Genomic DNA, 24,965 nt, shown 5'->3' on the forward strand with positions numbered 1-24,965 from the left:
AGGTGTCCAGCCGTACGGATCCGGCCATGCGGAACCCCTGGACCGGCGTCCGCTCGCTCACGGCCGCGCCCCGGTGGTCGGCTCGCGTCCGCTCGCTCACGGCGAATGTCACCTCGTCGGAAATGGTCGCGCTGGGCACCCGTCCGGAACCGGCAAACTCGCTTGTCCGGGCACCGAATGGCTGCGGAAGGAGGGTAGCCGCGCGGGCTTGGTCACCGCCACTGTGGCACCCGCGACGGACCCAAACGTTATCCTACTGATCCGGACATTTAGCCCTATGGTGGAATCGGACTTCCGACGATAAGCCGGTCCCGCCGGTCGTGTCGCGCTGCCTGCCGGTGCCGGGTTGGTGTCGCTCAGGGATGTTCCATGACCAGCACGGCGAAGGTGCCCGGTTCGAGGGCCTCGTAGCGATGCGGCGCGTCGCCGGGGAAGGTGGCGTAGTCGCCCGGGCCCAGTTCCACCTGTTCGTGTTCCGGGCCGCAGCGCAGCCGCCCGGCGCCGACCACCAGGTGCTCGACGCTGCGTGGGGTGTGTGGGTCCGCGGTGCGTACCCGCCCCGGCTCCAGTTCGATCAGGTAGACGTCGCGGCGGGCGTGCGCGGCGCCGGCGGTCAGCAGCGTGCCGGTGAAGTCGGCGTGCTCGGAGCGGATTCGCGGACCCTCGCCGGCCCGGATCACCCGCACGGTGGTGGCCGGTGGCTCGACCAGCCGGCTGAACGGTACGTCGAGCGCCACGCCGAGCGCCCACAGCGTCTCCACGCTCGGGTTGCCGAGTCCCGCTTCGAGTTGCGACAGGGTCGACTTGGCGATGCCGGCCCGGCGGGCGAGCTCGGTCAGCGAGATGCCGACCCGCTGCCGCTCGTAGCGCAGGGCGGCGGCGATGGTGGCCAGCGGGGGCGAAGGATCCGAGGACATTGTTCGCTCCGTCGGTCAAGTTGTTCTATTTGACGAACGCAAGAGGCGTGTTCATCATGATGGACTATGCGTACGCCAGAACGAACATGGGGGGCCGGCATGGTCCGCGACGTCGCCGCCATCGGCGCGGCGATAGTGGCGGTCGGTGCCTCGTTCGGGGCGGTGGCCGTCGCCGCAGGGCTGCCCGCCTGGGGCGTGATCGCGATGTCCCTGCTGGTCTACGCCGGCGGCGCGCAGTTCATGGCGGTCGGGCTGGTGGTCGCCGGCAGCCCGGTGGCCGCCGTGCTGGCCGGGCTGCTGCTCAATGCCCGACACCTGCCGTTCGGGCTGACGCTCGGCGACACTGTCGGCCGCCGGCTGTGGCAGCGGCTGCTCGGCAGTCACCTGATGACCGACGAGACGACCGCCTTCACGCTCGCCCGTCCGGACGGTGACGCCCGGCGCCGGGCGTTCTGGCTCGCCGGCACCCTGCTTTTCGTGGCCTGGAACGTCGGCACCGGGCTCGGCGTGCTGGCCGGCGGGGTGGCCGGGGACCCGGCCGCGCTCGGGTTGGACGCCGCGTTCCCGGCCGGCCTGATCGCCCTGCTGCTGCCCAGCCTGCGTGACCGGGACATCCGGCGGGCGGCCCTGGGCGGCGCGGCGGTGGCGGTACTGACCACGCCGCTGCTGCCGGCCGGCCTGCCGGTGCTGCTGGCCCTGGTCGGGCCGGCGTTGCTGGCGGTACACCGGCTCAGGCAGCCGTCGGCGACCCCGACCGGCGCCACCGACGGGTCGGGCCCCGCCGATTCGCCCGCCGAAGCCCGCTCGCTGACCTCCGAGGCGGTGCCGGTCGGCCGGAAGGAGCAGTCGTGCTGATCGCGGTGATCGTGGCGCTGGCCGTCGGGACGTACGCCTTCCGGGTTTCCGGGGTGCTGTTGCGGGACCGGCTCGACCTGCCGGTGTGGGCGCGACAACTGCTGCCGGTCGGTGCGGCGACCCTGCTGGCGGCCCTGGCGGCGACCGCGGCGCTGACCGAGGTCGGCGGGTTCGCCGGCTGGGCGCGGCCGACCGGGGTGCTGGTGGGCGTGCTGCTGGCGTGGCGACGGGCGCCGTTCGTGCTGGTGGTGGTCGGCGCCGCCGCCAGTACGGCGTTGCTGCGTCTGCTCGGCGTGCCCTGAGCGGTCAGACCGGGTCGCCGATGGCGACCCGGGGCTCCGGGGTGCGCAACTTCCGGAAGGTGATCGCCCGCATGATCGCGTAGAGGTACAGCGACCCCATCCGCTGGGTGGACTGTGGGAAACGCTCCCGCACCAGCTTTTTGATCTTGCGCGAGATGAGCACCGAGTCGATCACCACACCGATGGCCAGCGCACCCCACAGCAAGTTGGAGGCCAGCCGGATCACCGGGGGCATCGCCTGGTTCGAGCCGATCAGCACGACCAGCGCGCCACCGAAGAACCAGGTGCCGACCGTACGCCGGGAGTCGACCACGTTGCGGGCCAGCAGACGCTCCGGACCCCGGTCACGGGGACCGCCCTCGCGCCGGAACTCCGCGGCCGCCTCGGCCCGCCGCTCCCGTCGCAGGACCTTCGCCTCCTCCTTGGTCAGGGGCTTCGTCGCACCCGGCGGGCGACGGCCACTGCTGGGGCGCTTCGGCGTCTCCCGTCCCTTGCTCGGGGTGTAGCCACGCGGACGGGCGGCCTCGTCCAACTCCTCCTCAGCCGGGGTCAGCGGCTCGGAGGCAGGGTCGGCGAGGTCGGCGGACTTACGGCGAAACAGCGACGGCACGCGGCAAGGGTAGCCAACGCCACGTGGTCGGTGCACATCGCGGTGCACCGGCCACGTGCGCGGCTGGCCACGCTGTGGCCCGGATTACGGCCGCTCGACGTGCGCGCCGAGGTCGGCGAGCTTGGCCTCGAAGTCCTCGTAGCCCCGGTTGATCAGGTCGACGCCGTACACCCGGGAGGTGCCCTCGGCGGCCAGCGCCGCGATCAGGTGGCTGAAACCGGCCCGCAGGTCGGGGATGACCAGGTCGGCGGCGTGCAGCTTGCTCGGCCCGGCGATCACCGCCGAGTGCTTGAAGTTGCGCCGGCCGAACCGGCACGGCGTCCCGCCCAGGCAGTCCCGGTAGACCTGGATGTTCGCGCCCATCGTGTTGAGCGCCTCGGTGTAGCCCAGCCGCTGCTCGTAGACCGTCTCGTGGACGATCGACAGGCCCCGGGCCTGGGTCAGCGCCACGACCAGCGGTTGCTGCCAGTCGGTCATGAAGCCCGGGTGCACGTCGGTCTCCAGGGCGGTGGCCTGAAGCTCGCCACCCGGGTGCCAGAAGCGGATGCCGCCCTCCTGACCCGGCTGTCCCGGGCGAGGGGGACGGGTGTCGGTCACCTCGTACTCGCCGCCGACCGAGCGGAACACGTTGAGGAAGGTCATCATGTCGGCCTGCTCGGCGCCGAGCACCTCCACGTGACCGCGGGTGGCCAGCGCGGCCGCCGCCCAGCTCGCCGCCTCGATCCGGTCCGGGATCGGCCGGTGCGTGTAGCCGTGCAGCCTCGGTACGCCCTGGATCTCGATCACCCGGTCGGTGTGCACCTTGATGATCGCGCCCATCTTCTGCAGGATGCAGATCAGGTCGATGATCTCCGGCTCCACGGCGGCGTTGCGCAGCTCGGTGACGCCCTCGGCCATCACCGCGGTGAGCAGCACCTGCTCGGTCGCGCCCACACTCGGATAGGGCAGCGCGAACTTGGTGCCGTGCAGGCCGTTCGGCGCGGACAGGTGCAGCCCTTCGGGGGTCTTGTCGACCGTGGCGCCGAACTCCCGCAGGGCCTGGAGGTGGAAGTCGATCGGTCGGGGCCCGATGTGGCAGCCGCCCAGGTCGGGGATGAAGGCGTGCCCGAGGCGGTGCAGCAGGGGCCCGCAGAACAGGATCGGGATCCGGCTGGAACCGGCGTGCACGTTGATCTGGTCGGTGCTGGCGCTCTCCACGTTCGCCGGGTCGAAGACCAGCTCGCCGTCCTCGACGCCGTCGCTGACCTTGACGCCGTGCAACCCGAGCAGCCCCCGGACCACCTCCACGTCACGGATCTTCGGCACGTCGAACAGCCGGCTCGGGCTGTCGCCGAGCAGCGCGGCGACCATCGCCTTGGAGACCAGGTTCTTCGCGCCGCGCACGCGGATCCGCCCTTGCAGCGGGGTGCCTCCGTGTACGACCAGGACGTCGTCGGTCAACGCAACCTCCAGCGCGTGCGTGCTGCCGTTTCGATGTAGGGACACCACGGGTCGCTACCCGGGAAGCGGTCGCGCCCAAACGCCCGCGCCCGCGTGTCTCGTCGCCCGGCAGCATAGCCCTCCGTGATGAGAATGGATCCGGTCACACCGCCTTGGAGGGCATTTATCGGTGATCCGGCACTTTCGTGTACCAGAGACGTCACTGAGGGTGACGGCTTTGCGGCTACGCGCCGGGCAGCGCGAGCATCTGATCCAGCGCCACCCGGGCGTGGTGCGCGGTCTCGGCGTCCACGGTGATCTGGTTGACCACCCGGCCGGCGACCAGCTCCTCCAGCGCCCACACCAGGTGCGGCAGATCGATGCGGTTCATCGTCGAGCAGTAACAGACCGCCCGGTCGAGGAACATGATCTGCTTGTCCGGGTGGGCCAGCGCGAGCCGGCGGACCAGGTTCAGCTCGGTGCCGACCGCCCACGCCGAACCGGCGGGGGCGGCGGAGATGGTGCGGATGATGTACTCGGTCGAGCCCACCAGGTCGGCCGCGTTCACCACCTCGTGCCGGCACTCCGGGTGCACCAGCACGTTGACGCCCGGGACCCGCTCACGGACGTCGTTCACGCTGTCCAGCGTGAACCGCCCGTGCACCGAGCAGTGCCCACGCCAGAGGATCATCCGTGCGTCGCGGAGCTGCTCGGGCGTCAGCCCGCCGCCCGGCTTGTGCGGGTCGTAGAGCACGCAGTCGTCCAGCGAGAAGCCCATCTCCAGCACCGCCGTGTTCCGGCCCAGGTGCTGGTCGGGCAGGAAGAGAACCTTCTCACCCTGCTGGTACGCCCACTCCAGGGCCCGCTGCGCGTTCGACGAGGTGCAGACCACCCCGCCGTTGCGCCCGACGAAGCCCTTGATGTCCGCCGAGGAGTTCATGTAGGTCACCGGGACGGTCTGCTCGGCGATGCCCAGCTCGGTGAGCACGTCCCAGGCGTTCTCGACCTGCGGCAGCGCGGCCATGTCCGCCATCGAGCAGCCGGCCGCCAGGTCCGGCAGGACCACCTTCTGCGCGTCCGTGGTGAGGATGTCGGCGCTCTCGGCCATGAAGTGCACGCCGCAGAAGACGATGTACTCCGCGTCCGGCCGGGCGGCGGCCTCGCGGGCCAGCTTGAACGAGTCGCCGGTCACGTCGGCGAACTGGATCACCTCGTCGCGCTGGTAGTGGTGGCCCAGCACGAAGACCTTGTCGCCGAGCGCGGCCTTCGCCGCGGCGGCCCGGGCCACCAGGTCGGGGTCGCTCGGCGCCGGCAGGTCACCCGGACACTCCACGCCACGCTCGGTGGCGGGGTCGCTGCCGCGGCCGAGAAGCAGCAGCGCAGTGGCGGTGTTGGAGGGCTCAACCCAGGTCGACGTCACGCCTCCCATGGTCCCACAGCACGACCAGTACGCCGCCCCGGCCGGTGTGGGCTGCCACACTGCCAGGCATGCGCGTACTGCTCTGCCCGGACAAGTTCGCCGGCACGCTGCCGGCCCCTCAGGTGGCCGCCGCCGTGGCCGACGGCTGGCGGGACGTCGCACCCGGCGACGACCTGCTGGTCAGACCGCTGGCCGATGGCGGGCCCGGCTTCCTCGACGTGCTCGCCGAGGCGCTACCCGGGTCGCGGGTGCCGGTGGCCACGGTCGACCCGCTGGGCCGCCCGGTCGCGGGTGAGATCCTGCTCACCGACGACGGTGCGACCGCCTGGCTGGAGAGCGCGCAGGCGTGTGGGCTGCACCTGCTCGACGCGGGCGAGCGTGACCCCAAGGCCACCACCTCGTACGGGCTGGGTCTGCTGATCACCGCCGCGGTCGAGGCCGGCGCCCGGACGGTGGTCGTCGGGCTGGGTGGCTCGGCGACCAACGACGGCGGCGCGGGGATGCTCACCGCGCTGGGCGCCGTCGCGCTGGACGACACCGGGTCGGCCCTGCCGTACGGCGGCGCCGCCCTGGCCGCCGTGGCCACGCTCGACGGCGCACCCCGGCTGCGCGACGCCCGACTGATCGCCGCCACCGACGTCGACAACCCGCTGCTCGGCCTGCACGGGGCGAGCAACGTCTTCGGGCCGCAGAAGGGCGCCGACCGGGCCGACGTGCTGCTGCTCGACGCCGCGCTGCAACGCTGGGCCGAGGTGCTGCAACGGGACCTGCCCGGCTGCCCCAGCGGGCTGGGCGCGCTGCCCGGCGCAGGCGCGGCCGGCGGCATCGGCGCCGCCCTGCTGGCGCTCGGTGGCCGGTGCGAATCGGGGATCGGGCTGGTCAGCCGGGCCGTCGGACTGGACGCCGCGCTCGACGGCGTCGACCTGGTCATCACCGGCGAGGGGAAGTTCGACCATCAGTCGCTCCGCGGCAAGGTGGTCGCCGGAGTCGCCGGTGCCGCCCGCGACCGGGGCGTACCGTGCGTCGTGCTCGCCGGCCAGGTGAGCACCGGACGACGGGAGGCGGCCTCGGTCGGCGTCACCGACGCGTACAGCCTGGTGGAGCACTTCGGCGGCGAGGAGCGCGGTGGCCTGACCGCGGCCCTGGAACGCCCTGGCGAAGGGCTGCGGGCGTTGGGTGCCCGGCTGGCCCGCCAGTGGAGCCGCTGACCGCCATCCGGGCGCCAGCCGGCGTACCGGCGGTCGGGCTGGTCACGCCTGCGGGTGAGCGGGCCGCGGGCGGCCTACAATCGGAAACTGGACCAATGTGGGAATCGCTGACCGGCGGCTGACGTTGGCCAGGGCAGACCACACCGCACGCGCAGGGAGACTTCCACGTGACCACGCCAGCGCAGACCGAGTCGACCGAGGCCAAGGCCCCCACGTCCGTCGTCCTCACCGACGTCGCGGCGCAGAAGGTCAAGGCCCTGATCGAGCAGGAAGGCCGCGATGACCTGCGGCTCCGGGTCGCCGTGCAGCCGGGCGGCTGCTCCGGCCTGCGATACCAGCTCTTCTTCGACGAGCGTTCGCTCGACGGTGACATCGTCACCGACTACGACGGCGTCGAGGTCGTCGTCGACCGGATGAGCGCCCCGTACCTGACCGGCGCCACCATCGACTTCGCCGACCGGATCGACGCTCAGGGCTTCACCATCGACAACCCCAACGCAGGCAGCTCCTGCGCCTGCGGCGACTCCTTCAGCTGAGTCTCGATCCACCCGACGGCGGGGGGACGGCCACCCGGCCGTCCCCCCGCCGCCGCCGTCTCCCCCTCCTCCTCCTCCCCCTCCCGGCCCCCCGGGCCCTGCCCGGGTTGATCAAGAAGTTTGGGTCGCGACACGCCCGGCGGAGAGGCGCAAACCTCTTGATCAACCGTGGGGTCGGGGGCCGTGGGGTGGGGTGGGAGATCGGGCGGACGGTCGCTCCGTGGGTACGGTGACGGGTAGGCTGTCCGCGCTCTGCTCCCGACCCTGAGGGTTGCCATGAAGATCGCCGTGACCGGCTCGATCGCTACCGATCACCTGATGAGCTTCCCGGGTCGGTTCGCCGACCAACTCATCGCCGACCAGCTGCACAAGGTGTCGCTTTCCTTCCTGGTGGACGACCTGGTGCTGCGTCGGGGCGGGGTGGCGGCCAACATCGCGTTCGGCATGGGACAACTCGGGCTGCGACCGGTGCTGCTCGGCGCCGTCGGTGCCGACTTCGCCGACTACCGATCCTGGCTGGAGCGCCACGGGGTGGACTGCGATTCGGTGCACGTTTCCGAGGTGGCGCACACCGCCCGCTTCGTCTGCACCACCGACACCGACATGTGCCAGATCGCCTCGTTCTACGCGGGGGCGATGAGCGAGGCCCGCAACATCGAGTTGCATCCGGTGGCCCAGCGCCTCGATGGGCTCGACCTGGTACTGGTCGGCGCCAACGATCCGGAAGCGATGCTGCGCCACTCCGCGGAGTGCCGCGATCGTGGCTACTCGTTCGCCGCCGACCCGTCCCAGCAGCTCGCCCGGATGGCGGGCACGGACGTGGTGGCGCTGATCGACGGCGCCGACTACCTGATGACCAACGACTACGAGAAGTCGTTGCTCCAGAGCAAGGCCGGGCTGAGCGACGACCAACTGCTGGATCGGGTACGGATCCGGGTCACCACGCTGGGCAAGCACGGAGTGGAGATCGCCGGGCGGGACATCGACCCGATCCACGTACCGATCGCGCGGGAGACGCAGGCGGTCGACCCCACCGGCGTCGGGGACGGCTTCCGCGCGGGCTTCTTCACCGCGCTGTCCTGGGGCGTGGGGCTGGAGCGTGCCGCGCAGGTCGGTTCGCTGCTCGCCACGCTGGTGCTGGAGACCGTCGGCACGCAGGAGTACCAGGTACGCCGCGACCTGTTCGTCAAGCGCCTCGCCGAGTCGTACGGCGACGATGCCGCCGACGAGATCCGTCCGTACCTGCTGCCCTGATCCAGGCGTCTCGGCTACTCCGTTCGGCGCGGCCGTCGGGTGTTAACAAGGGGCCCCGCCTATACAGCAGGCGTTAATAAGGTGCCCTTCCTTTCACCGGGAGCGGCGGATGTCGTAGGCGGGGCCGGGGGCGGCGCCGAGGTACTCCTGCTGCCGCATCCGGCACCAGGCGGGGATGTCGACCGCCGCCGCCGGGTCGTCGGCCAGCACCCGCACCACCGCGCCGACCGGCAGTTCGGGCAGCCGGCGGGCCAGCGCGATCACCGGCAGGGGACAGCGCTGACCGAGGCAGTCGATGATTTCGTCGGGGTGGGCGGGTGTGGTCACAGTCCCACCACCCCGGCCTGGCCCCGCAGGTCGGCGACGATGCCGGGCAGTTCGGCGAGGAAACGGTCCACGTCGGCCTCGGTGCTGCCGGAGTGCAGCGAGACGCGTACGTTGCCGTGCGAGAGCACGCCCATCGCCTCCAGCACGTGGGACGGTCGCAGCGTCGAGGAGGTGCAGGACGAGCCCGACGAGACCGCGAATCCCCGCCGGTCCAGTGCGTGCAGCAGCGCCTCGCCGTCGACGTACAGGCAGGAGAAGGTGACCAGGTGCGGCAGCCGGTGCTCGGGATCGCCGACCACCTCGACGTCGGGCACGTCGGCGGCCACCCGGGCCCGGATCCGGTCCACCAGGGGCGCCAGCCGGGCCGCCTGGCTCGCCGCGTCGGCCGTCGCTGCGCGCAGGCTCGCCACCGCCGCGACCACGGCCGGCAGGTTCACCGTTCCGGGCAGCCGCCCCGACTCACGCTCGTCGGCCGGCCAGGGCGACTCCCAGCGGGTGCCCTTGCGAACCACCAGCAGGCCGACGCCGGGCGGGCCGCCCCACTTGCGGGCGCTCGCGCTCAGCGCCGACCAGCCTGTCGGCACCGGCATCCGACCCACCATCTGGGCGGCGTCGACGTAGAGCGGGACACCCGCGTCGGCGCAGGCCGCCGCCGCTGCCTCGACCGGCTGGACGGTGCCGACCTCGTGGCTGGCCGCGATCAGGGCGGCCAGCGCCACCCCTGACGCGGTGACCGCCGTCGACCAGGCGTCGAGGTCCAACCGGCCGAGCCGGTCGACCGGCACCTCGGTGGCCGTACCGCCGCCGGCCACGTGCCGCTCGGCCGCGTGCAGCACCGCGGAGTGCTCGATCGCCGAGTGCACCAGGACGGTGCCGGCTCGCCGCCGCCCGAGCAGACCGCCAAGCACGGCGGAGTGCGCCGCCGTCGTACCGCTGGGGGTGAAGGAGAGTTCGTCGGGGCGTACGCCCAGGGTTTCCGCGGCGGCCTCGCGGGCGGCGTCGAGCAACTGACGCGCGCGACGGGCCTGCGTGTAGAGCCGGTCGGGGTCGGCCCAACCGTCGTCGAGCGCGGCCAGCAGCGCCTGCCGCGCGATTGGGTGCAGCGGCGCGGCCGTGGCGGTGTCCAGGTAGACGGAGGACGGGATCACATCCATGCACGCTATCGTCCTCGTCCGCCACAAGATCCCCCGTCGGGGGCGGACACTGACCCCAACCGGGTCGAGCCCGTCATGGTCGAGTAATCTGCGACCGTCGGTGACGCCTTTGCCGCTGGTGTGGCGGCTCCGCTCGGCGGAGCCGGCCAGATCGAGGAAGACACCGCGGCGCGCTAGGGAGGCAGGACCAGGTGGTCGCAAGGAGTTCGGAGGTACGGCCGACGGCCGTACGGCGCAGCGCATCCCCGGGAGCCGGTGCTCGGCGGGGGCGTCGTGCCGGGCGTCTCGCCGGGCTCGGATTCGGTGGGGCGGCGCTGCTGGTCCTGCTCACGGGCTGTGACGTCGGCGCGGCGTTCGGGGGCTTCGGCTGGCCGCAGGGTGGCATCACCCCGGAGGCCCGGCGGATGTACGACCTGTGGATCGCCTCGTGCATCGCGGCGCTCGCGGTCGGTGTCTTCGTCTGGGGCCTGATCTTCTGGTGCGTCGTGCGGTACCGCAAGCGGGGCAACCAACTGCCGGTGCAGACCCGGTACAACCTGCCGATGGAGTTCCTCTACACCATCGCGCCGGTGCTGATCGTCGCCGTGCTCTTCTATTACACCGCGGTCGTGCAGACCGACGTGGTGAAGACGAGCCGCAACCCCGACGTGACCGTCGAGGTGGTCGCCTTCAAGTGGAACTGGCAGTTCAACTACCGCGACGGCCAGGGCGTCGACGCCGGGACCACCGCGTCGGTGCTGGGCACCAGCGAGGTCATTCCGATCCTGGTGCTGCCGACCGACCGGTCCATCCGGTTCGAGGAGACCAGCAAGGACGTCATCCACTCGTTCTGGGTGCCGGAGATGCTGTTCAAGCGCGACGTCATGCCGGGCAGCATCCGCAACGTCTTCGAGGTCTCCTCGCTGGAGTCCGAGGGCGCGTACGTGGGCCGCTGCGCCGAGCTCTGCGGCAGCTACCACGCCTTCATGAACTTCGAGCTGCGGGTCGTCTCGCCGGAGAACTTCGACCGGTTCCTGGCGGCCAAGCAGGACGGCGCCTCGACCCAGGAGGCGTTGACCGCGATCGGCGAGGAACCGTACGCGGTGACCACCAGGCCGTTCGAGACGCGGCGTACCCAGGACAACTTCAACCAGGGCAGCGCGCCGCTGGGCGCGGGAAGCTGAGGCGGCGGCCATGAAGACCGAGTGGCGCATCTTCCTGATCATTGCCGCGTTCCTGCTCTTCGCTACTGCCCTGTACGGCGGCTGGACCTGGGCCGACTCGGGTGGTCACGTCGAGTGGATCGGCACCGTGGCCCTGCTGCTGTCGTTCCTGCTCTGCTCGATGTGCGGCGGCTTCTTCTGGTTCGTCTCGCGCCGGATCGACCTGCGGCCGGAGGACCGGCCGGACGGTGAGATCGCCGACGGTGCGGGCGAGATCGGCTTCTTCAGCCCCGGCAGCTACTGGCCGTTCGGCTTGGCGCTGGCTGCCGCCATCGCCGGCCTGGGCCTGGTGTTCTGGCAGCTCTGGCTGCTCGGCGTCGGCGCGGTCATGGTGATCTTGGCGGCCTGCGGCCTGCTGTTCGAGTACTACAGCGGTACCCGCCGCACCGCCGAGCACTGACACTCGCGCCGCTGCGGCGCCCACGACACCGCGAAAGCCCGCCTCCACCGGAGGCGGGCTTTCGCGTATCACCACCCCCGACGCTGATCAGCCGAGGACCGGGGCCAGGGCGGGTGTCGACATCGTCGTCCGGGCCCGCCGCAGGCCGCCCGGGGCCGTCGACACGCCTGTCGGGCGGCGGGGGAGAGGTCAGGCGGCGCGGCGGCGAGTGGGTCGCCCGTGCCGGCGGCGCAGGGAGGTCAGGGCGGGGGCGAGGATCAGGGCCGTGCCGCAGCGAATGCAGGCCAGTTCGGGGCAGGCGGACCCGTGCCCGTCGAGGCAGGGTGGCACCTCGAACGGCCGGAGGCACGCGCAGGTGTCGCAGTACAGTTCGCGCTCGGCCATCTGCGGCTCCTCCCGCTCGGCCGGTCCGCGAGGCCGCCGGTCGCGATGGCGCCGGTGCCGGCCGTCGCGGCGACCGTCAACGATCGTGGGAATTACTCACCTGTAGTTTCCCACGCCGCTCCGACACCCCCACCCCACCCACCCACCCAACCCACCCAACATCCCACCCCACCACCCACCCAGGCCGCGTTGATCAAGAAGTTTTGGTCGCGCCGCGCCGGCCGGGAAGACCAAAACTTCTTGATCAACGCGGAGGGGCGGGGGTGCGGCGGGGTGGGGGGCGGGGAGGGGGAGGGGGTTAGGTGGTGGTGGCTATTTCGAGCCAGTGGGTCAGGGTGCGGGTGGCGGCGCCGGAGTCGATGGAGTCGGCGGCGCGGTCCAGGCCGGCGCGCAGGGCGGTGGTCAGGTCGCCGTCCAGGGGACCCTGGGTGGCCAGCGCCGCGGCGGCGTTGACCAGGACGGCGTCGCGGACCGGGCCGGGCTCGCCGGCGAGGAGGCGTCGAGTCACCTCGGCGTTGTAGGGGGCGTCACCGCCGCGCAGGTCGGCGAGGGTGGCCCGGGGTACGCCGAGGTCGGTCGAGTCCACCACGGTCTCCCGTACGGTGCCGCCCTGGGCGATCCAGAACCGGGTCGGCGCGGCGGTGGTGAACTCGTCCAGCCCGTCCTCGCCGCGCATCACCAGCACCGAGTCGCCCCGGGCGGCGAAGACGGCGGCCATCACCGGCGCCATCGTCGCGTCGAAACAGCCGACCGCGCCGGCCCGGGGACGTGCCGGGTTGGTCAGCGGGCCGAGGAAGTTGAACGCGGTCGGTACGCCCAACTCCCGGCGGACCGGGCCGGCGTGCCGCATCCCCGGGTGGAACCGGGCGGCGAAGCAGAACCCGATGCCCGCCTCGGCCACGCACCGGGCCACCTGCTCGGGGCCGAGATCCAGCGGTACGCCGAGGAATTCGAGCAGGTCGGCGGTGCCGCAGGAGGATGAGGCGGCCCGGTTGCCGTGCTTGACCACGCGGACCCCGGCACCGGCGACGACCAGCGCGGTCATGGTGGAGATGTTCACCGTGTGGGCGAGGTCGCCGCCGGTGCCGACCACGTCCAGCGCGGTCGCGCGTACCTCTTCGGGCAGTTCCACCGGGACGGCCCGGCTGAGCATCGCCTCCACCAGCCCGCCCACCTCGGCCGGCGTCTCGCCCTTGGCGCGTAGCGCCACCGCGAAGCCGGCGATCTGGGCGGGCGCCGCCGAGCCCGACATGATCTCGCCCATCGCCCAGGCGGTGTCGGCGGTGGAGAGTTCCTCTCCGCGCAGCAGCGCGGTGAGCAGGTGCGGCCAGGTCCGTTCGCCCATCGCGGGCCTCCCGAGCAGACGAGTGCGGGTGGGGGACCGGCGCCGGCTCGTCCGGCGCCGTGGCGGTGCCGGTGCGGAACGTCAGGCGGGCGCGTGCGTCCGCAGCAGTTCGGTCACCGTGGCGGCGGCGGTCACCGGGTCGAGCGGGTGCACCAGGGTGGCGTCGACCTCGGCGTACGCGGCGAGCCATCGGTCGGCGGCGCGGGCGATCACCACACAGGTCGGGGGAGCCTTGTCGAAGTCGTCCTTGATCTGCCGGGCGATGCCGATGCCGCCACCGGGCGAGGCCTCGCCGTCGAGCAGCATCAGGTCGATCTCGTAGTCGTCGACCAGCCGGACACACTCGGCGTAGGTCGACGCCTCGACGAACTCGATGCGCAGATCGGCCGCGGGGCGGGTGCCGACGGCGAGCCGCATCCGGTCCCGTACCTGCGGGTCGTCGCTGTAGAGCAGGACGGTGCACAGACGATCGCTCATGCCGACACTCCGCTTCGCTTCCTGCCGTTCGCCACCGACCATGGCGGCGAGGCGCTCACCTCGCCCGCTGATGGCTTCGAGACGGCTCTCACCTCGTTGCTGCGTGGCCGATCGTACCGGTCGGTGTGCCTCGCGCCGCACACCCCCCGCTGCGGTCCGGGGAGGTCAGCCGGCGGCTTCGGCGGCGCGCTGGCGGGCTTCCTGGCGGTCCAGCTCGCGGTCGACCCGGCGGGCCTCGCGCTCGGCGTGGCGCATCCACTGCACGACCAGTACGGCGAGCATCGTCACACTGACGAACTCCCCGCCGGCCCACAGGATGCCCCCGGCGAGCACCTGGTCCTCCCACGGGTCGGCCCAGGTCAGCCCCAGCGAGGGGTACCAGTCGCCGCCGAAGAGGGTGGTGCTCTGCATGATGGTCAGCCCGAGCACGGTGTGGAACGGCACGGAGAGCAGCATCAGCAGGGCCCGGCCGGGGTACGGCCAGCGGCCCGGCAGCGGGTCCAGGCCGAGCAGCGGCCAGAAGAACACGCAGCCGGTCATGATGAAGTGCGCGTGCACCAGCTCGTGTGCCCAGGCGTGTTCCAGCGTGTAGCGGTACAGGTCGGTGAAGTAGAGCGCGAACGGGTTGACCACGAAGATGGCGAACGCCACCAGCGGGAAGGTGTAGATCCGCACGATCCGGCTGTGCACCACCGCGAGCAGCCGCTTGCGCGGGCCGGTGGGCAGCGTACGCAGCGCCAGCGTCAACGGTGCGCCCAGCGCCAGGAAGATCGGCGAGACCATGGAGAGCACCATGTGCTGGACCATGTGCACCGACAGCAGCGTGGTGTCGTACGCGTGCAGTCCGCTGAGGGTGACCGAGGCGATGCCGCCGAGGCCGGGCCCGAGGAAGAAGACGGTGCGGGCGATCGGCCAGCGGTCGCCGCGTACCCGCAGCCGGTGCACCCCGTAGAGGTAGAGGCCGGCGGCGAGGACCAGGCCGACGGCGAGCCAGCTGTCCAGTCGGGCCTCGGTGAACACACTGGTCACCGCGAATGGCGGCACAGTGGCCTCGGCCGCCAGCACCTCGGTGCCGCCCGTGCCGGACAGGCCCGCCGTGAGCTGCGGCGCGGCCGAGCTGGCCGGGGAGATCGGATCGACGTGCAGCACGCCAATCAGCCTAGGTCAGGCGAACCGGACGGTACCGATCGGGCCATACGCACCCGGGTTTGGCCCCCCGCTGATCGCCGGCCGTGGTCAACGGCAATAATGACCGCGTGACTGCGGCCCCAGCCATTGACAAGAGCCGGATCCACTCTCTGACGCGCCCCAACATGGTCAGCGTCGGGACGATCGTGTGGCTCTCCAGCGAGCTCATGTTCTTCGCGGCGCTCTTCGCCATGTACTTCTCCATCCGTGCGGCTGCGCCGGAGCAGTGGGAGAAGCACACCGAGGTGCTCAACATCCCGTACGCGACCACGTTCACGGTGATCCTGGTGCTCTCCTCGATCACCTGCCAGATCGGTGTGTTCGCCGCCGAGCGGGGTGACGTGCACGCGCTGCGCCGGTGGTTCACGATCACCTTCGTGATGGGCCTGATCTTCGTCCTGGGCCAGGCCAACGAGTACCGCGAGCTGGTCGCCCACGGCATCAAGATCAACGCCGATGGCTACGGGTCGATGTTCTACCTGACCACCGGCTTCCACGGTCTGCACGTGATCGGTGGTCTGATCGCCTTCGTGATCTTCATGATCCGCAGCACCATGGGCCGGTTCACCCCGGCGCAGGCCACCTCGGCGATCGTCGTGTCGTACTACTGGCACTTCGTCGACGTCGTGTGGATCGGGCTCTACGCCATGATCTACTGGCTTCAGTGATCTTGGCGCGCCTGACACCGCGCCGCTGCTCCACCCCCTGAGACAGGTCCAACCGGTTAAGGACACAGCTCATGACTTCTGACAACGACCGCCGAAGCGGTCTGTTCGCGCGGTTGCGCGGGCGGCCCGTGGCGCGCAGCAGGGGCCGCCGCCGGCTGGGTGCCGCGGTCCGGCTGGTCGCCGCGCTGATGCTGGCCGGCGGCGCCTACACGCTTCTCGCCCCGAGCGCGTCGGCGCAGGACAATCCGCCGCTGAGCAGCGCCGCCGCCGACGGCAAGGCGCTGTTCGACGTGAGTTGTGTGACCTGTCACGGTCGCAACGCGCAGGGGGTCGAGGGGCGCGGGCCGAGCCTCATCGGCGTCGGCGCGGCCTCGGTCGAGTTCCAGGTCAGCACGGGCCGGATGCCGATGGCCCGGCAGGAGGCCCAGGCGGCCCGCAAGCCCAAGGTGTACACCGCCGACGAGATCGACCAGCTGGCCGCGTACATCCAGGAGTTGGGTGGCGGCCCGGTCGTGCCGGCCGGTGACAACCTGCACGCCGACGGCAACGTCGCGATCGGCGGCGAGCTGTACCGGATCAACTGCTCGCAGTGCCACGCGTTCAGCGGCGGCGGCGGTGCCCTCTCCTCCGGCAAGTACGCACCGAGCCTCGCGCCGGCCACCGACCGGCAGATCTACGCGGCCATGCTGAGTGGCCCGCAGAACATGCCGGTGTTCGGTGACAACCAGATCACGCCGGAGCAGAAGGCGGACATCATCGCCTACATCCAGCAGGGCCTGAAGCACGACGGCGACCCGGGTGGTTTGTTCAACCTGGGCCGCTACGGTCCCTCGACCGAGGGTGTGGCGATCTTCCTGTTCGGCATCGTCGCGCTGGTCTTCGCCACCCTGTGGATCGCAGGCAAGTCGTGATCGAGTTGATCTCCCGAGTTAGTGCTGTGGTGCCGCCGTGTGGCGGCACCGTGCTGAGCGAGGTGGCGGCATGAGCACCCACACGGCCCAACCGGGCCACGAGCAGGTCGACGTGAACGACCCCCGGCTGAGCCGGTTCGACATCGTCCGTGAGGGCGCCCGCCGGGACGACATCGAGATCGTCCACTACGAGCCGCAGGTCGTGCCGGGCAGCAAGGCCGAGCGCCGGCTGGTCCGTACGGTGGCGGCGATGTTCCTGCTCACCGGGCTGGCGGCGACCGCCTTCCTGGTGGTCTACATCTGGTGGCCCTGGCAGTACGAGATGGGCCGGGGCGGTGACAAGTTCTACACCCCGCTGCTCGGCATCACCCTCGGCATCGCCCTGCTGAGCGTCGGCTTCGGCATCCTCACCTGGGGCAAGAAGCTGTTGCCCAAGGAGGTGTCGATCCAGGACCGGCACGAGGGCGTCTCGACCGAGGACCAGCGGATCACCGGCGAGACCATGGCGTACATGGCCGAGGAGCTGGGCGTGAAGCGCCGGCCGCTGCTCGGCGTGTCGCTGCTGGCCGGTCTGGCGCCGGTCGGCGCGGTTGCCGCCGCGCCGTTGGTGGGTGGACTGATCTCCGACCCGCACAAGAACAACCAGCTGATGACCACCGGTTTCGCCCCGCGCGACGGCCAGAAGATCCGGCTGATCCGTGAGGACGGCCGGCCGATCCGGCCGGCGGACGTCAGCGCGGGTGGCCAGATCACCGTCTTCCCCGGTGTCGAGCACGGCGTGAGCAACCGGTACGCCGACTCGCCCACCCTGCTGATCCACCTGCGTGATGCCGACGCCGAGCAGTCGCGCCGCAACAACGAGCAGGTCGGCCACGGCAACTACATGTGGGGCAACTTCGCCGCCTACTCGAAGATCTGCACGCACGCCGGCTGCCCGGCGAGCCTGTACGAGCAGCAGACCAACCGGCTGCTCTGCCCGTGCCACCAGTCCCAGTTCCTGATCACCGACAACGCCAAGCCCATCTTCGGTCCGGCCAGCCGGCGGCTGCCGCAGCTGCCGATCGAGGTGGACGCGGAGGGCTACTTCGTGGCGACGTCCGACTACACCGAAACCGTCGGGCCCGACTTCTGGGAGCGGCCGTGAAGCGGCGAAAGTTTGACATGGCAGCGGCGCCGGGCAAAACCGGCCGGGCGGTCGACGAGCGCTTTCAGGTGGCGACGCCCCTGCGTCAGCTGCTGAACAAGGTCTTCCCGGACCACTGGTCCTTCCTGCTCGGCGAGATCGCGCTCTTCTCGTTCATCGTCCTGCTGTTGACCGGTGTGTTCCTGACGTTCTTCTTCGAGCCGGCGATGACCGAGGTCATCTACAACGGCAGCTACGCCCCGCTGCGGGGCACGCCGATGTCGGCTGCGTACGCGTCGACCCTCGACATCTCGTTCGATGTCCGGGGCGGCCTGATCATGCGGCAGATGCACCACTGGGCGGCGCTGCTGTTCGTCGGCTCGATCATCGTGCACATGCTGCGCGTCTTCTTCACCGGCGCCTTCCGCAAGCCGCGGGAGACGAACTGGGTGATCGGCGTCCTGCTGTTCTGGCTGGGCGTGGTCGAGGGGTTCGCGGGCTACGGCCTGCCGGACGACGGCCTTTCCGGCACCGGCCTGCGCATCGCCTCGGCCCTGATGATGTCGATTCCAGTGGTCGGCACCTGGGTCACCGCGGCGATCTTCGGTGGCGACTTCCCTGGCACGATCATCGTCACCCGGTTGTACATCGCCCACGTACTGCTGCTGCCCGGCATCCTGCTCGCGCTGATCGCCGTCCACGTCGGTCTGGTCTTCAAGCAGAAGCACACCCAGTGGCCCGGCCCGGGGCGGACCAACAGCAACGTGGTCGGCGAGCGGATGTTCCCCCGGTACGCGATCAAGCAGGGCGGCTTCTTCATGGTCGTCTTCGGAATGATCGCCCTGATGGGAGGCCTCTTCCAGATCAACCCGATCTGGCTGTTCGGCCCCTATGAGGCATGGGTGGTGTCGGCCGCCAGCCAGCCCGACTTCTACATGATGTTCCTGGACGGCTCGACCCGTCTGATGCCCGACTGGGAGATCTACATACCCATCGGCGACGGGTACGTCATACCACCGATCTTCTGGCCAACGGTGGTGCTGCCCGGCATCATGACAGTGCTGGTACTGGCCTATCCGTTCATCGAAGCCCGGCGTCTCAAGGACACCCGGCGGCACAACCTGCTCCAGCGGCCGCGCGACGTTCCGGGTCGCACCGCCGTCGGTGCGATGGCCATCGCCTTCTTCATGGTGCTCACGCTCTCCGGGTCGAACGACGTCATCGCGGACAAGTTCCACATCAGCCTGAACGCGATGACCTGGGCTGGCCGGATCGGGCTGCTGGTCGTGCCGCCGGTGGCGTACTACATCACCTACCGGCTCTGTCTCGGTCTGCAGCAGCACGACCGGGAGGTGCTCGCCCACGGCGTGGAGACCGGCATCATCCGGCGGCTGCCGGACGGCCGGTTCGTCGAGGTGCACCAGCCGCTCGGCTCGGGTGACGGGCACGGTGAGCTGCCGTACGCCGGTTGGGTCGTGCCGAAGAAGATGAACCGGCTCGGGGCCCTGGGCCCGGCCATCCGGGGCTTCTTCTACCCGATCGAGAAGCCGGCCGAGGCGCCGGTCTCGCCGGGGCACCCGGAAGTCGAGTCCCGTACGGAACAGGAGATCGGCAGCGGTCGGTAACGACCAGCGACGAACGACCGAGCAGGCCCGCTGAACCCCTGAGGTTCGGCGGGCCTGCTCGTTGCGCCCGGTCCTCAGTCGACCGGGCGGATGCGGCACCGGACCGGACCGGTCGGGCGCAGGGCGGTGCCGATGGTGAGCTGCACATCGGGATCCGGGTCCGACACCTCGTACGAGCGCAGGATCAGGCCCAGCATGACGGCCGCCTCCAAGGTCGCGAAGTGCTGTCCGATGCAGGAGGCCGGTCCGCCGCCGAAGGGAAACCAGGCGTACCGGTGGCGGCCGGCGGAGCGGGCCGGCGAGAACCGTTCCGGGTCGAACCGCTCGGGCACCGCCCAGAATTCGGGGTGCCGGTGGGTCACCCAGGGGCTGACCGTGATGTCCACCCCGGCCGGGATGGTGTGGCCACTCACCACGTCCTCGGCCTTCGAGTTGCGTCCCAGTACGGGCACCGGGGGGTACAGCCGCATCGCCTCCTTGAGGACCATCGTGATGTATTCCAGCCGGTCGGCATCCTCTGCGGTCACCACATCGCCGGTGAGCACCGCCCTCGCCTCGGCGCGGCACCGTTGCTGCATCTCCGGGTGCTCGGCGAGGCAGCGCAGGGCGAAGGCGAGCGCGATCGCGGTCGTCTCGTAGCCGGCGAGCAGGAAGATCAGCACCTGGTCGCGGATCTCCTCGTCACTGAGCCGGTCGGCGCCGTCCCGGGCACCCACCAGCAGGCCCAGCAGATCCTGCTGCGCGCCGTCCCGGCGCCCGTCGATCAGCGTCGCGCAGACCCGGTGAAGGTCCTGCCGGGCCTGGTCGGCCCGCCGGTTGGCGGGGGTGGGCCAATGCCTCGGCAGGCGTACCGGCGACAGGGCCCGGCCCAACAGGTACTCGCTCAGCAGCGGGAACGCGTAGGCGACCACGTCGACAGCGGAGTTGGCGTCCCCGCCGAACAGCACTCGGGTCACCGCCCGCAGGGTCAGCGCGGTCATGTCCGCGTGCAGGTCGACCACGGCCGGGCCCGCCGCGCTGGCCCGCTGCCAGGCCGCCAGCGTCACCTCGGTTTCCCTGGTGAAGGTGGCCGCGTAACTGTTCACGTACCGCGGCGTGAACAGGGGCTGGCAGAACCGTCGCTGACGGACCCAGTCCTCGTCCTGACTGTTGACCAGCCCGACCCCGATCACGTCACGGGTCTCGGTGTAGAAGAACGAGTCCTTGCGGTAGTTGCGGCTGTTCGAGGCGAGGACTCGCTGCGCCCCATCGGGGTGGAAGACCCCGTGCAGGACCACCCGGAAGCCGGGTGGTCCGGCGGCGATCCGGACCACGTCACCACCGTCCCGCAGCGCGCGAAGGTAGGTGCCGAGAACGTCCCGGTGCAGGTCCAGCGCGGAGCCCAGCAGCGGGTTGCCCGGCAGCATGGGCGCGGGCGGGTACGACGTCTTCTGCTCAGTCATCGGCGTGCTCCTGCACCGGGGCCACAAGTGCCCCGGTGAGTTGGTCTCGCAGGGTTATCGCGCCGACCGGGCAGCCGTCGGCGACGAGGAGAAGCAGTTCGGTCGGCTCGGCCACCGGCCGCACCGGCCGCGACTTGATGCCGTCCGGGCGGAAGTGGCTGGCGGCACTGCCGTAACAGAACCCCGATCCGATGCAGACCCGGCGGTCCACCCGGACGCGCCAGCGTCCGTTCCGACCGCCGGTGTCTTTTCCGTCCGTCACCAGGTCACCGGCAGCGCTTCGACGCCCCGGGTGAGCCGGCCGACCCGGAACGGCACCTCGGACGCGGGGACCGCCAACCGCAGTCCGGGCAGCCGGTCCATCAGCACGGTCAGTGCCACCGAGAGCTCCATCCGGGCCAGTTGCGCGCCGAGGCAGTGGTGCGGCCCGTGCAGGAAACCGAGGTGCGGGTTCGGCGTCCGGCGGAAGTCCAACTCGTCCGGGCGATCGAACACCGTCTCGTCGCGGTTCGCCGAGTCCGCCTGCGCGAACACCACCTCGCCGGCGGCGATCCGTCGGCCGCTCAACTCGACGTCCTCCGTCGCCATCCGGGGAAAGCCGGACGAGGCACCGAGCGGAATGAACCGGAGGAGTTCCTCGATGGCACCGGGCAGCAGACTCCGGTCGGCCTTGAGCGCCGCGAAGTGCTCGGGGTGGGTGAGCAGGGCGAAGACGATGTTGCCGATCTGGTCGGCGGCCGTCTCGTAGCCCGCCACGAAGAGGGTGAGCGCGAGCACCACAAGTTCTCGCTCACTGAGCCGGTCTCCCTCGTCGCGGGCAGCGATGAGTGCGGAGATCAGGTCGTCGCCCGGCGCGGCCCGGCGGCTGTCGATGAGGCGCTGCATGAAGCCTTCGAGCATGCCGCGCGCGGCCCGCATCTCCGCCTCGCTCATCCCACTGACCGGTGGGGCGGCGCTGATCCAGGCGCGGAAGGCGGCCTGTTCGGCGGGGGGTACGCCGAGCATCTCGCAGATGACCAGCAGTGGCAGCGGTACGGCGAAGGACTCGACGAGGTTGCCCGGCTGCGCACCGGCGGTCAACTCGTCGACGAGCCGGTCGGCCAGCTGCTCCGCGCGGGGCCGCAGGTCGGCCACTCGGCGTGAGGTGAACGCCTTGGCGACGAGTCCGCGCAGTCGGGTGTGCTCCGGCGGGTCCATGTCGATCAGGACCGGGTCGTCGTCGAAGAGGGTGGACCGGATGTCGGGCATCACCCGGGGAATGTCCCTGCCGATCGTGGCCGCCCGACTGAACCGAGGATCGCTCAACACCGTCCGGTTGTCGGCGTGGGTGACCGCCAGCCAACCCTCGCCGCCGTACGGCAGGCGTACCCGGACCGGTCCGCCGGCCTTGCGCAGGTCGGCGTAGCGCGGATCCAGCTCCAGTTGGTACACCGGGTCGAAGGGGTACTCGATCGCTTCCTGCGTCAGGGTCATCGCTTCTTCTCCTGCTCGGGTGGGATCGCACGGGTGTTCTCGGTGTCCGGAGGGATTGCGCCGGCTCCGGAATCGGCATGCGTGGCGACGATCCGAACGGACATGCCGTCGCGCGGGTAGACGGCGGTCATCCCGGCCGGGCGCGCCTGCGGTACGCAGAGCCGCAGCTCGAACAGCCGGGCCAACTGCGCAAGGGTCACCACGAGTTCGCCGGTGGCCAGGGCGGACCCGATGCAGCGGCGGGGTCCGGCGCCGAACGGGATGTAGTCGAAGGTGCCGACCTCGTCGTACGCGGGATCAGACCGGTCCCACCGTTGCGGTCGGAACCGCATCGGGTCCGACCAGACCCGAGGATCGGTATGCGCGACGTACTCGCTGAACACCACGGTGCTGCCGGCCGGTATGCGGTGGCCGGCGAATTCCAGCTCGGCGGTGCAACCGCGGGCACCCACCACGGCCGGCGGGTGCAGCCGCAGCGTTTCGTCCACCACCCAACGGGTGTACCGGAGGCGGCGGGCCTGCGCCGCGGTGAGCGGGCCGGCGCCGACCACCTCGGCGACCTCGGCGCGGATCCGACTCCACACCGCGTCGTGGCTGAGCGCCGCATGCACGGCCCAGGCCAGCGCCGCGCTCGTGGTGTCGAAGCTGGCGACGACGAGACTGACCACCGCGTCCCGCAGGCCGCGATCGTCGAGCCCGTACGCGCCGTTGGCGGCGAGCAGCATGCTGAGCAGGTCGTCCGGCGGTTCGGTGCGGTGCCGCCGGTCGGCCACCTCCGCGGCGATCCGGGCGTCCACCCGCGCCAGCCCGGCCCGAGCCCGCCTGCGCCGTGGGCTCGGCACCGCCCAGGTGAGCAACTGCGCGGGAAGGGAGGCGTTGAGTACGTCGAGAGCGGGTTGCAGATCCCGGCCGATCGGCTCGGAGTCCGCCGCCAGGCCGGTGCCGAAGAGCGCCTCCACGACGGTGCCGCGGATCACCGAGCGGAACTCCCGGTAGACGTCGATCTCCTGCCCGACCCGCCAACCGGCGACCAGTTCCCCGACGTTGCGGATCATTATGGACAGGTAGTCCTCGACCCGGCGGCCGGTGAACGCCGGCTGGGTCACCGCCCGGCGGCCGTCATGACCGGGGCCGTCACTTACCAGCAGTGCGGTGTCGCCGGAGACCGGCAGCAGGGACTGATAACCACCGCGCCAGGTCAGCACGCCCGAGTTGCGGAAGACGAACTCGTTTGCCGCCGCGCCGAGCAGGAACACCGCACCGGCGGCGCCCCGCCCGCCCACGAAACAGACATCGCCGTACCGCTGCCGGAGTCGTAACAGCGCTCCGGGGGCGTCGTCGGCGAAGTCCCGGTAGAAGCGGATGGTTTCGCGGATCCCCCGGGGACCAGGGCGGCGCGTGCCGGGCATGGTCACTCCGCTGCCCGGTCGCGTGGCCGGTAGCAGACCCGGGCGCCGCGCGAGGGCACGATCACCACATGCCGGGGACGTGGCTTGTCCCGGGGACCGGGGGCCGGGCGCAGCTCACCCGCCGCCATCACGGTGGCCAGCGTCAGGCGCATCTCGTACAGCGCGAAATCGGCGCCGAGACAACGGCGGGTCCCGCCACCGAAGGGAAACCACGGGGGTTGCTGGCCCTTGCCGAGCCACCGCTCGGGCCGGAAATCGTCCGGCTCCGGGTAGTGCTCCGCGCTGCGGTGCACCATCCCGATCGACGGAGTCACCATCGTGCCGGCCGGCAGCCGGTATCCGCCGATGACCACCGGGGCGGTCAACCGCCGCGGCGACACCTCGTAGAAGATCGGCCGGATCCGCAGGCTCTCCCGGACCACCGCCTCGACGTACTCCTCGTCACCGGCGTCGACCCGTTCGGTCAACGTCCTGGTCAGCCCCGCGGTGTTGACCACGCATTCGAAGGTCCAGGCCAACGCCGTCGACGTGGTCTCGTAGCCGGCGATGAGCAGCGTCACGAGGTGGTCCCGGATCATGGCGTCGGTGAGTTCGTCGCCGGAGGTACGCAGCAGCACGCTCAGCACGTCCGGACGGTCCGCCGACTGGTCCCGGCGGTGGGCGCGTACCTCCTCGTGCAGCAGTTCCTCCAACCGGGCGAACATCCGTCGGTGTCGCCGCCACGGTCCGTAGAGTCCCAGGACCGGCCAGCGCCAGCCCAACATCTCGGCCACCCCCATCTCCAGCACCTCGGCCAGGATCCGGCGCAACTCCGCCTGTCGGGTGGGATCCTGACTGCCGAGCACGGAGCGGATGATCACGTCGATGGTGATCTCGCGGATTCGGGGATGCAGGGCGAACGGGCGGTCGATCGGCCAGCGCCGCATGTTGTCCCGTACCACCGCCACGATCTCGTCGTGGTGGGAGCGCATGGTCTCGCCCCGGAAGGGGCGCATCATCGGCCGCCGCTGCCGATGGTGTTCCTCCTCGTCGAGGCGGAGCAGCGAATGGTCGCCGAGCATCGGGCCGAGCGCCGCGGCGATGCCCTCACCCGCGTGGAAGACCTTCGGGTCACCCTTGAACACCGCCCGGATGTCGGCGGGTTCGGTGATGTCCACCCGTACGCCGTAGGGGTAGGCGCGCAGCGTGAACAGCGAGCCGTAGCGCTGGCGGCAGTGGTTCAGGAAACGCTCGGGGTGCCGCCAGAGCAGGTACGTCTGTAGCGCCGCCGGCAGTCTCGGGCCCGGCGGAAGAGTGGTCACGGGCGTCGTCACGTC

26 protein-coding genes are annotated in these 24,965 nt (G+C 71.0%); 11 read left to right on the forward strand and 15 right to left on the reverse strand.

Translation table 11 applies throughout. From position 1 onward, the window contains the following. Positions 1–356: 356 nt before the first annotated feature. On the reverse strand, positions 357–917 hold the full coding sequence (locus E0H26_RS09565; RefSeq protein ID WP_131303222.1) for a helix-turn-helix domain-containing protein: 561 nt from the start codon (positions 915–917) through the stop codon (positions 357–359). Between the two features lie 66 nt (positions 918–983). Between E0H26_RS09565 and E0H26_RS09570 the strand changes: the two genes are divergently transcribed. Both E0H26_RS09570 and E0H26_RS09575 read left to right on the forward strand, forming a co-directional pair. Next, positions 984–1,772 carry an AzlC family ABC transporter permease gene (locus E0H26_RS09570; RefSeq protein WP_131303223.1) on the forward strand — a complete coding sequence of 263 codons (789 nt, stop codon included), beginning with the start codon at positions 984–986 and terminating at the stop codon, positions 1,770–1,772. Further along, positions 1,766–2,074: an AzlD domain-containing protein gene (locus E0H26_RS09575; protein ID WP_131303224.1), complete on the forward strand. Its 309-nt coding sequence runs from the start codon at positions 1,766–1,768 to the stop codon at positions 2,072–2,074. The genes E0H26_RS09570 and E0H26_RS09575 overlap by 7 nt, the downstream gene beginning before the upstream one ends. A 4-nt stretch (positions 2,075–2,078) precedes the next feature. Here E0H26_RS09575 and E0H26_RS09580 read toward each other — a convergent pair whose 3' ends face one another. The 3 genes from E0H26_RS09580 to nadA all read right to left on the reverse strand — a co-directional run bounded on the left by E0H26_RS09580 (position 2,079) and on the right by nadA (position 5,523). Then, on the reverse strand, positions 2,079–2,684 hold the full coding sequence (locus E0H26_RS09580) for a DUF3043 domain-containing protein (protein ID WP_131303225.1): 606 nt from the start codon (positions 2,682–2,684) through the stop codon (positions 2,079–2,081). Positions 2,685–2,768: 84 nt separating this feature from the next. Next, the gene (gene murA, locus E0H26_RS09585; RefSeq protein ID WP_131303472.1) at positions 2,769–4,124 is read right to left on the reverse strand and encodes a UDP-N-acetylglucosamine 1-carboxyvinyltransferase; all 1,356 of its coding nucleotides are present in this window, start codon (positions 4,122–4,124) and stop codon (positions 2,769–2,771) included. Positions 4,125–4,347: 223 nt separating this feature from the next. Beyond that, the gene (gene nadA / locus E0H26_RS09590) at positions 4,348–5,523 is read right to left on the reverse strand and encodes a quinolinate synthase NadA (RefSeq protein WP_131303226.1); all 1,176 of its coding nucleotides are present in this window, start codon (positions 5,521–5,523) and stop codon (positions 4,348–4,350) included. Positions 5,524–5,591: 68 nt separating this feature from the next. Here nadA and E0H26_RS09595 point away from each other — a divergent pair, with 68 nt between their 5' ends. The 3 genes from E0H26_RS09595 (at position 5,592) to E0H26_RS09605 (ending at position 8,521) form a co-directional block, all read left to right on the forward strand. Next, positions 5,592–6,731 carry a glycerate kinase family protein gene (locus E0H26_RS09595; protein WP_131303227.1) on the forward strand — a complete coding sequence of 380 codons (1,140 nt, stop codon included), beginning with the start codon at positions 5,592–5,594 and terminating at the stop codon, positions 6,729–6,731. A gap of 167 nt (positions 6,732–6,898) precedes the next feature. Further along, positions 6,899–7,267: an iron-sulfur cluster insertion protein ErpA gene (erpA, locus tag E0H26_RS09600; RefSeq protein WP_131303228.1), complete on the forward strand. Its 369-nt coding sequence runs from the start codon at positions 6,899–6,901 to the stop codon at positions 7,265–7,267. Positions 7,268–7,543: 276 nt separating this feature from the next. Then, positions 7,544–8,521 carry a carbohydrate kinase family protein gene (locus tag E0H26_RS09605; protein ID WP_131303229.1) on the forward strand — a complete coding sequence of 326 codons (978 nt, stop codon included), beginning with the start codon at positions 7,544–7,546 and terminating at the stop codon, positions 8,519–8,521. Positions 8,522–8,614: 93 nt separating this feature from the next. Here the strand turns inward: E0H26_RS09605 and E0H26_RS09610 are convergent, their stop codons facing one another. Together E0H26_RS09610 and E0H26_RS09615 are read right to left on the reverse strand one after the other, a co-directional pair. Then, entirely contained in the window at positions 8,615–8,848 is a 234-nt protein-coding gene (locus E0H26_RS09610; RefSeq protein WP_131303230.1) for a sulfurtransferase TusA family protein, read from the reverse strand. Continuing rightward, positions 8,845–9,996: a cysteine desulfurase family protein gene (locus E0H26_RS09615; protein ID WP_131303473.1), complete on the reverse strand. Its 1,152-nt coding sequence runs from the start codon at positions 9,994–9,996 to the stop codon at positions 8,845–8,847. The genes E0H26_RS09610 and E0H26_RS09615 overlap by 4 nt, the downstream gene beginning before the upstream one ends. A 197-nt stretch (positions 9,997–10,193) precedes the next feature. Between E0H26_RS09615 and ctaC the strand changes: the two genes are divergently transcribed. Together ctaC and E0H26_RS09625 are read left to right on the forward strand one after the other, a co-directional pair. Next, positions 10,194–11,165, forward strand: a complete 972-nt coding sequence (gene ctaC / locus E0H26_RS09620) for an aa3-type cytochrome oxidase subunit II (protein ID WP_131303231.1) — start codon at positions 10,194–10,196, stop codon at positions 11,163–11,165. 10 nt (positions 11,166–11,175) lie between these two features. Then, a complete protein-coding gene (locus E0H26_RS09625; RefSeq protein WP_131303232.1) occupies positions 11,176–11,604 on the forward strand; it encodes a cytochrome c oxidase subunit 4 in 429 nt (142 codons plus the stop codon). A 189-nt stretch (positions 11,605–11,793) separates the two neighbouring features. On the opposite strand, the gene E0H26_RS09630 is transcribed toward E0H26_RS09625, so the two are convergent. The 4 genes from E0H26_RS09630 to E0H26_RS09645 all read right to left on the reverse strand — a co-directional run bounded on the left by E0H26_RS09630 (position 11,794) and on the right by E0H26_RS09645 (position 14,959). After that, on the reverse strand, positions 11,794–11,988 hold the full coding sequence (locus E0H26_RS09630; protein WP_131303233.1) for a hypothetical protein: 195 nt from the start codon (positions 11,986–11,988) through the stop codon (positions 11,794–11,796). A gap of 298 nt (positions 11,989–12,286) precedes the next feature. Then, on the reverse strand, positions 12,287–13,333 hold the full coding sequence (gene trpD / locus E0H26_RS09635; RefSeq protein ID WP_131303234.1) for an anthranilate phosphoribosyltransferase: 1,047 nt from the start codon (positions 13,331–13,333) through the stop codon (positions 12,287–12,289). Positions 13,334–13,414: 81 nt separating this feature from the next. After that, positions 13,415–13,810: a response regulator gene (locus E0H26_RS09640; RefSeq protein ID WP_131303235.1), complete on the reverse strand. Its 396-nt coding sequence runs from the start codon at positions 13,808–13,810 to the stop codon at positions 13,415–13,417. 165 nt (positions 13,811–13,975) lie between these two features. Beyond that, positions 13,976–14,959, reverse strand: a complete 984-nt coding sequence (locus E0H26_RS09645) for a cytochrome c oxidase assembly protein (protein WP_131303236.1) — start codon at positions 14,957–14,959, stop codon at positions 13,976–13,978. A 107-nt stretch (positions 14,960–15,066) separates the two neighbouring features. On the opposite strand from E0H26_RS09645, the gene ctaE reads away from it, so the two are divergent. From ctaE to qcrB, 4 genes are all read left to right on the forward strand, one after another. Next, complete coding sequence (ctaE, locus tag E0H26_RS09650; RefSeq protein WP_131303237.1) at positions 15,067–15,666, forward strand: aa3-type cytochrome oxidase subunit III; 600 nt, start codon at positions 15,067–15,069, stop codon at positions 15,664–15,666. Positions 15,667–15,737: 71 nt separating this feature from the next. Beyond that, positions 15,738–16,577, forward strand: a complete 840-nt coding sequence (qcrC, locus tag E0H26_RS09655; RefSeq protein WP_131303238.1) for a cytochrome bc1 complex diheme cytochrome c subunit — start codon at positions 15,738–15,740, stop codon at positions 16,575–16,577. 70 nt (positions 16,578–16,647) lie between these two features. After that, positions 16,648–17,721 (forward strand): cytochrome bc1 complex Rieske iron-sulfur subunit, encoded by a 1,074-nt coding sequence (gene qcrA / locus E0H26_RS09660; RefSeq protein ID WP_131303239.1) that lies wholly within the window; start codon positions 16,648–16,650, stop codon positions 17,719–17,721. Further along, positions 17,718–19,325: a cytochrome bc1 complex cytochrome b subunit gene (gene qcrB / locus E0H26_RS09665; RefSeq protein WP_131303240.1), complete on the forward strand. Its 1,608-nt coding sequence runs from the start codon at positions 17,718–17,720 to the stop codon at positions 19,323–19,325. Before qcrA ends, qcrB begins: the two co-directional genes overlap by 4 nt. A gap of 74 nt (positions 19,326–19,399) precedes the next feature. Here qcrB and E0H26_RS09670 read toward each other — a convergent pair whose 3' ends face one another. The 5 genes from E0H26_RS09670 to E0H26_RS09690 are packed head-to-tail and all read right to left on the reverse strand — an operon-like array spanning position 19,400 to position 24,962. Then, positions 19,400–20,767, reverse strand: a complete 1,368-nt coding sequence (locus E0H26_RS09670; RefSeq protein WP_131303241.1) for a cytochrome P450 — start codon at positions 20,765–20,767, stop codon at positions 19,400–19,402. Next, positions 20,760–21,029, reverse strand: coding sequence for a ferredoxin (locus E0H26_RS09675; RefSeq protein ID WP_131303242.1), 270 nt, complete (start codon positions 21,027–21,029; stop codon positions 20,760–20,762). Before E0H26_RS09675 ends, E0H26_RS09670 begins: the two co-directional genes overlap by 8 nt. Continuing rightward, positions 21,026–22,240, reverse strand: a complete 1,215-nt coding sequence (locus tag E0H26_RS09680) for a cytochrome P450 (RefSeq protein ID WP_131303243.1) — start codon at positions 22,238–22,240, stop codon at positions 21,026–21,028. The genes E0H26_RS09675 and E0H26_RS09680 overlap by 4 nt, the downstream gene beginning before the upstream one ends. Then, entirely contained in the window at positions 22,237–23,649 is a 1,413-nt protein-coding gene (locus E0H26_RS09685) for a cytochrome P450 (protein ID WP_131303244.1), read from the reverse strand. The genes E0H26_RS09680 and E0H26_RS09685 overlap by 4 nt, the downstream gene beginning before the upstream one ends. Positions 23,650–23,651: 2 nt before the next feature. Then, entirely contained in the window at positions 23,652–24,962 is a 1,311-nt protein-coding gene (locus E0H26_RS09690) for a cytochrome P450 (RefSeq protein WP_165521802.1), read from the reverse strand. Positions 24,963–24,965 lie beyond the last annotated feature (3 nt).

The organism is Micromonospora zingiberis (assembly GCF_004331455.1).
Classification (GTDB): Bacteria; Actinomycetota; Actinomycetes; order Mycobacteriales; family Micromonosporaceae; genus Micromonospora; species Micromonospora zingiberis.